6 protein-coding genes are annotated in these 5,853 nt (G+C 71.6%); 4 read left to right on the top strand and 2 right to left on the bottom strand.

Translation table 11 applies throughout. The features are described 5' to 3' along the window. Positions 1-1,599 (bottom strand): succinic semialdehyde dehydrogenase (locus SACSA_RS0114730; RefSeq protein ID WP_019816662.1); only part of this gene is annotated, 1,599 nt, incomplete at its 3' end. Positions 1,600-1,693: 94 nt separating this feature from the next. Next, a complete protein-coding gene (locus SACSA_RS0114725; RefSeq protein ID WP_019816661.1) occupies positions 1,694-2,296 on the bottom strand; it encodes a TetR/AcrR family transcriptional regulator in 603 nt (200 codons plus the stop codon). 145 nt (positions 2,297-2,441) lie between these two features. Between SACSA_RS0114725 and SACSA_RS0114720 the strand changes: the two genes are divergently transcribed. The 4 genes from SACSA_RS0114720 to SACSA_RS23130 form a co-directional block, all read left to right on the top strand. Beyond that, positions 2,442-3,593, top strand: a complete 1,152-nt coding sequence (locus SACSA_RS0114720; protein WP_028661893.1) for an acyl-CoA dehydrogenase family protein — start codon at positions 2,442-2,444, stop codon at positions 3,591-3,593. Between the two features lie 31 nt (positions 3,594-3,624). Beyond that, complete coding sequence (locus SACSA_RS0114715) at positions 3,625-4,767, top strand: CaiB/BaiF CoA transferase family protein (RefSeq protein ID WP_019816659.1); 1,143 nt, start codon at positions 3,625-3,627, stop codon at positions 4,765-4,767. 157 nt (positions 4,768-4,924) lie between these two features. After that, positions 4,925-5,092, top strand: coding sequence for a hypothetical protein (locus tag SACSA_RS26225; RefSeq protein ID WP_019816658.1), 168 nt, complete (start codon positions 4,925-4,927; stop codon positions 5,090-5,092). Between the two features lie 328 nt (positions 5,093-5,420). Next, on the top strand, positions 5,421-5,853 hold a 433-nt coding region (locus tag SACSA_RS23130), incomplete at its 3' end, for a hypothetical protein (RefSeq protein ID WP_048876832.1).

Here is a 5,853-nt window from a genome sequence, read left to right as displayed (position 1 = left end):
CAGGCGCAGGCCGGTCGTCATCGCGCGGGCCCAGAGCCGGGGCGGCAGTCCCCTCGGCGGCCGCAGCCGCAGGCCGCGCTGCACGGCGATCGACTGGCTCTCGGTGTACTTCAGCAGCCCTTCGGCGCCGTTGCGCCTGCCGACGCCGGAGTCCTTCATGCCGCCCATCGGAACGCCGACGGTGCCGAAGGTGGCGGCGTAGCCCTCGTTGACGTTGACCGTGCCCGCCTTGAGGCGTGCGGCCACCCGGGCGGCCTCGCGCGTGTCACGGGACCACACGCTCGCGTTCAGCCCGTACGGGGTGTCGTTGGCCCGGGCGACGGCCTCGTCGGTGTCGGCGACGCCGTAGACCGAGACCAGCGGGCCGAAGGTCTCGTCGGCGAACGCCTTCGCCCTCTCGTCGACGTCGGTGAGGATCGTGGGTTCGAAGAACAGCGGTCCGAGGTCGGCCCGGGCGTGTCCGCCGGTGACCACCGTGGCGCCTGCCGCCCGTGCGTCGGCCACGTGTTCGGTGACGGCCGCGAGCTGGTCCGGTGTGGTCAGCGAACCGACGTCGGCGCGGTAGTCGAGCGCGCCGCCGAGGGTCAGGGCCCGGGTGCGGGCGGCGAAGGCGGCGAGGAAGTCGGCGCGGATGCTCTCGTGCACGTAGATCCGCTCCACCGACACGCAGAGTTGTCCGGCGGAGGAGAAGCACGCCGTCACCGCGCCTGCCGCCGCCGCGTCCACGTCGGCGTCGGGCAGCACGATCATGGGGTTCTTGCCACCGAGTTCGAGGGAGTAGCCGGTCAGCCGTCCGGCGATCTTCCCGGCGAGCGTCTTGCCCGTCGGGGTGGAGCCGGTGAAGCACACGTAGTCCGACTCCTCCACCAGCGCGTCGCCGATCGCCGAGCCCCGGCCGAGCACGATGTGCCACGCCTCGACCGGCAGTCCCGCGCGCTCGGCCAGTTCGTGCAGCCACAGCGCCGACAGGGCGGTCTGGTTGTCCGGCTTCTGTACCACGGTGTTGCCCGCCACCAGCGCGGGCAGCACGTCCATCGCGGTCAGCGCGAGCGGGTAGTTCCAGGGCGAGATGACGCCGACGACACCCTTGGGGTGCCGGAGCTGGCTCGCCCGGGTGAGCAGGGGCAGGACCCCGGGCGCGCGCCGGGGCGCGAGCAGGCGGGCGGCGTGCCTGCCGTAGTGGGCGGCGACCAGCGCCGTCGCGCTGATCTCGTCGAAGGCGTCGATCCGGGACTTGCCCGACTCCACCTGCACCAGGTCAAGGCCCTCGTCCTGGTGGGCGAGGACGAGTTCGTGCAGGCGCAGCAGCACTTGCTGTCGCTCGGCGACCGGGCGCCGGGCCCACGCCTCCTGCGCCCGGCGGGCCCTGCCGAACACCGACCGGGTGTGCTCGTCGGTGCCCTGGGGGACCACGGCGCTGGTCAGCCCGGTGAACGGCGCCGTCACGGTCGCCGAGCTGGCGTCCGCGCCGGTGGTCACCCGGGCGAGCAGGGCCTGGGCCCGGGCCGGCGAGGGTGCTCCCGGCACCCCGCCGAGGGTGTCCGGGCGATCGTCGGGCCGCGCGGCGTGTGCCGCCGCCTCCCGAGTCGTGCGGGTCATGGCGCCTCCACCAAGTGTTACTCGCGAGTAGTCCGGTCCGGCTCCGGAGCATACCGCCGGTACGGCGTGGTGAAACCCTCCGGCGCGCGCCGCGTCAGGTGTGCAGTGACCGCGCGATCCGCTTCCACTCGTCCAGCAGGTCCGCCCGGCGTCGCGGGTCACCCCCGAGCTCGGCGTCGAGCGCGAGCCCGCGGGTGAGGTTGACCGTCAGCCAGTACAGCGTCTCCAGCCGGTGCCGCGGCATCTCGGGCACCAGTGTGGCGATGCGGTCCAGCGTGGACCGGCCGAGGGCACGGTCGACCGGCCGCATGGTCTCGCGCAGCTCGGGATCGGTGCGTGCGGCGGTCCACAGCTCCAGTGCCGCGCTGGCGAGCGTGCCGGAGAACGATTCCCACAGCAGGTCGATCAGCGCCGCGACCCGGTCGGGGCCGTCCGGCAGCCGGTCCGGTACGGGCATGTGCCGCTCGGCGATGCGGGTGGTCAGGTGTTCCACCGCCGCCGCCATCAGTTCCGCCTTGTCGGTGAAGTGATGTTGCGCGGCGCCCTTGGAGACTCCGGCGCGCGCGCAGATCTCCTGCATCGACGACCGGGCGTACCCGCGTTCGACCAGGCTGTCGATGGTCGCGTCGAGCAGTGCGGCGCGCGTGCGGGCCGTGCGTTCGGCCTGCGTGCGGTGCCTGCGTTCCGGCGTGGTCACGGCTGTCGGGCTCACCCCGTTCGGTCGGCGCCCGGACACCGGGGGCGCGCGTCCTTTACCGGCCGTCCGGGTGGAGGTACATTCCGATGAGAACTTACCTTCCGTCCGTAATGTTTTCCAGTCGCCCGCGACCCGGAGGAGTACCGTGCCGCTGCCCACCCAGCGAAGCCCGTGGATGACCGAGGATCTGGACGCACTGCGCGACCTCGCCAGGACCTTCTGCCGCAACGAGCTCACCCCGCACCAGCAACGCTGGGCCGAGGCCAAGCGGATCGACCGTGAGCTGTGGACCAAGGCAGGAGACGTGGGCCTGCTCGGGCTCTCGGTGCCCGAGGAGTACGGCGGGGGCGGGGGCACGTTCGCCCACGAGGCGGTGCTGTACGAGGAACAGGCCCGCAGCGGCGACAGCGCGTGGGGCGTCACCGTGCACAGCGGCATCGTGGCGCACTACCTGCTCGCCTACGCCTCCGAGGAGCAGAAGCGGCGCTGGCTGCCGAAGCTGGTCAGCGGCGAGTTCGTCGGCGCCATCGCGATGACCGAGCCCGGCACCGGTTCCGACCTGCAGAGCATCGCGACCCGCGCGGTGCGCGACGGCGACGACTACGTCATCGACGGAGCCAAGACCTTCATCACCAACGGCGCGCTGGCCGACCTCGTCGTGGTCGCGGTCAAGACCGACCCGGACGCGGGAGCCCAGGGTGTCTCGCTGATCGTGGTGGAGACCTCGACACCGGGTTTCCGGCGTGGCCGCACACTGGACAAGGTCGGCATGCACGGGCAGGACACGGCCGAGCTGTTCTTCGACGGAGTGCGGGTGCCCGCCGACAACCTGCTCGGCGAGCAGGAGGGCCTCGGTTTCGTGCAGCTCATGCAGCAGCTTCCGCAGGAACGGCTCATCATCGCCGTGACCGCCGTCGCGGGCATGGAAAGCGCCATCGAGCAGACGCTGGACTACACCAAGGAGCGCACCGCGTTCGGACGCCCGATCTTCGGCTTCCAGAACACCCGGTACAAGCTCGCCGAGGCCGCTACCGAAGCCGCCGTCGCGCGGGCGTTCCTCGACCGGTGCATCGAGCGGCACCTGCGGGGCGAGCTGGACGTGCAGGGTGCGGCGATGGCCAAGCTGTGGACGACCGAGCGGGTCAACAAGGTCGTCGACGAGTGCCTGCAACTGTTCGGCGGCTACGGCTACATGACCGAGTACCCGATCGCGCGCGCGTGGGCCGACGTGCGGGTCTCGCGCATCTTCGGCGGGACCAACGAGATCATGAAGGACATCATCTCCCGGGCTCTGTGAGGCGGGTACCCACGGACAGGAAGGGCTGGGCATGAACGCCGGACCGCTGCGCGGACTCCGCGTCGTCGAACTCGCGGGACTGGCGCCCGCGCCGTTCGCCTGCACGCTGCTGGCCGACCTCGGCGCGGAGGTGGTGCGGGTCGACCGCGCCGCTCCCGCCGCCGACGTGCTCGGCGTCGAGAACGACCCGCTGCTGCGCTCGCGCCGGACCATCGGCGTCGACACCAAGAGCGCCGACGGCGTCGAGCTGGTGCTGCGCCTGTGTGAGCGCGCGGACGTGCTCGTCGAGGGCTTCCGCCCGGGCGCGGCCGAGCGCATGGGACTCGGCCCGGAGCAGGTGTGCGCCCGTAATCCGCGGCTGGTCTACGGCCGCATCACCGGCTGGGGCCAGACCGGGCCGCTGGCGCACTCCGCCGGGCACGACATCAACTACATCGGCCTCTCCGGGGCGCTGCATCCGATCGGCCGGACGGGCGAACGGCCGGTCCCGCCGGTGAACTTCCTCGGCGACTTCGGCGGTGGCGGAATGTACCTGGCCATGGGCGTGCTCGCCGCGCTGTTCGAGCGGGGCACCTCCGGCCGCGGCCAGGTCGTGGACGCCTCCATGGTGGAAGGCTCGGCACTGTTGACCACCCACCTGTTCGGGCTCCGCGCGAGCGGGCTGTGGAACGGCGACCGGGGCGAGAACGTCCTGGACGGCGGTGCCCCGTTCTACGACACCTACACCACCGCCGACGGCCGTCACGTCGCCGTGGGCGCGATCGAAGGGCGGTTCTGGACCGCGCTGGTCGAGGTGCTCGACCTCGACCCCGAGCGGCTGCCCGTCCACATCGACGCGCGGGAGTGGCCCCGGCTGCGGGAGATCCTCGCCGAGGCGATCGGCAGGCACACCCGTGACGAGCTGATGGCCAAGGCGGAGGGCACCGACGCGTGCCTGACTCCCGTGCTGGCGCCGTGGGAGGCGCCCCAGCACCCGCACAACGCCGCGCGCGGCACGTTCGTCGACGTCGGGGGTATGACCCAGCCCGCGCCGGGCCCGAAGTTCGACCGCACGCCCGCACCGGACCCGCGCCCACCGCACGAGAAGGGGTCCGACACCACGGAGGTGCTCACCGAACTGGGCGTCGATCCCGCCGAGATCGACCGTCTCCGCGCGGCGGGCACCATCGCCTGAAGACGCGCTCGGCACAGGGTGTTGCGCACGGACACCTTCGCGTGATTGCCTGTCGCGGTACGCGGCGCTGGGGCATGATGAGTGCGGGCGGAAGTCGAGTCGTCACGAACGCCGCCCGACAATGCGTCGTGACGCCGGGCAGGAATCGGGTGGAGTTATGTCGCCGGGTCTGAAGAAGTTCCTCATTTTTGGCGCCGTCGCGCTCGTCTTATTCCTGCTGATCTCCCGGCCGACCGAGTCTGCCGACGCGGTGCGCTCGGCGCTCGGCTGGCTCAAGGACGGTGCCGAGGCCATCGTGACCTTCTTCCAGAGCCTGTTCGCCTGACACTTCGATCGCAGGTCACCGGCACCCTGGACGGGGTGCCGGGTCTTGTGCTGCGCCCTGGGGAGGGCCTCGTCCGGCCTGGGCACCGAGCGTAGTCGATCACTTTCGGACGTTCCGTTTCGCTCCGACAAACGGGTGGATTCAGGTCCTGAACCCACTGGTCGACGAAATTGACCCCTTGTCACCTCTTCCGAATCTCGGGCCGGTTCTCCTACGGTGCTCACATTGCGTGATCGAGCGGTGCACCGACATTTCCGCTCCCACCTCGAACAACGTTGCTCGACCAGTCTTCGACCCCAGGCAGTGCGGTGCAGAAGGAGGCAGGCGAATGCGAGATTCCGGAGTTGACGCGGTGATCCGGCAGTGGGCGGCCGAGCGTGAGCAGACCGCCGAGGACCGGGAGGTGAGCCGGATCGCGACCGAGTGGCTCGCCGAAGCCGGGTCCGCCGCCTCGCCCGGGATCCCCGCTCAGCGCAGGGACAGGGACGGCGCGACGTGGGCGCCGGTCGATCTCACCGACCCGGACTACCTCACGGCGATGCGGGAACGGCTGCCGGACGCGCCCGACGAGCTGCTCAGCGCGGCCGCCGGGTGGTGGCAGATGATCGGCGACGTGGACGAGGCGAAGGCGTGGTGGGACGCGGGTATCAGCCCGCTCGACCAGCGCGCGCTCGACTACCGCGCGGCGGGCCTGACTCCGGCCGACCTCGGCAGGCGGCTCGGCCCGCTGACCGTGCTCGAGCACCTGCGCCGAGGCAGCG

Source organism: Saccharomonospora saliphila YIM 90502, from assembly GCF_000383795.1.
GTDB lineage: Bacteria > Actinomycetota > Actinomycetes > Mycobacteriales > Pseudonocardiaceae > Saccharomonospora > Saccharomonospora saliphila.
Note: the sequence above shows the minus strand (reverse complement) of the source record. Positions and strands in the feature narration are given on the sequence as shown.

What these genes read in the sequence shown, in the direction of transcription:
- SACSA_RS0114715 (WP_019816659.1), top strand. Translation starts at nt 3,625, where the DNA reads ATGAACGCCGGACCGCTGCGCGGACTCCGCGTCGTCGAACTCGCGGGA.
- SACSA_RS26225 (WP_019816658.1), top strand. Translation starts at nt 4,925, where the DNA reads ATGTCGCCGGGTCTGAAGAAGTTCCTCATTTTTGGCGCCGTCGCGCTC.